This window comes from Phocaeicola sp. ICN-14070 (assembly GCF_037892625.1).
In the GTDB taxonomy this organism is placed as follows: Bacteria; Bacteroidota; Bacteroidia; order Bacteroidales; family Bacteroidaceae; genus Phocaeicola; species Phocaeicola plebeius.
On sequence record NZ_JBBKBF010000175.1, the window covers coordinates 1 to 649 of the forward strand.

The window sequence follows — 649 nt, forward strand, 5'->3', positions numbered from 1 at the left end:
GCAATCGTTCATATCCTCCGCATCGGCATAGAAGTTCGAGCTTTCGTCATGCAGGGGGAAATAGGTCATCTCCCCGTCCGGGTTGTTCACTTCCACCTGCTGCCCGGCCATCTCCACCTTCCGGCTCGTGGGCATCCTGGTCACCTTGGCCAATACGCGGTGGCGCTTGGACAGGATGGCATTCACATGCCCGCTCATTTTGTACGTATTGCCGAATTTGTACCCCGTCTTGTTGTCCAGGTTCGAAACATTGGCATCGTCGGCCACACTGTCGTCAAACTCAATCATCGTATAGGGCGGCTGCTTGATGGTCAGTTCCGGATAACGGGCGGCATACTTCTCCAGTTCCTCATCAGCCAGATACTTCGTCAGGGTCAGCTTGCCCCTCAGTCCCGAATGCCGGTCATCCACGGCACCCGTCTGCGTATACGTTCCGTAGTCGTAATACTTCTTCAGCAGGGTTCCGTCGTCTTCCCGGTCTATCTCCAGCACGAAGCGTTCCAGCTTGCCGCTGCCGTTCAGTCTGGCCTGGTGAAGGCGTTCCAGCATAGCGAACCCGTCGATGCCGGGGCAGTTGGTGTAGCGGTAGCCCCGCACATTATTGATGCCTTCCAGTATCAGGCCACTGTCGGACAGCTTGGTCAGATAT

At 56.4% G+C, this 649-nt stretch carries 1 protein-coding gene; it reads right to left on the reverse strand.

From position 1 onward, the window contains the following. Positions 1–649 (reverse strand): hypothetical protein (locus WKT20_RS18170; protein WP_340417882.1); only part of this gene is annotated, 649 nt, incomplete at both ends.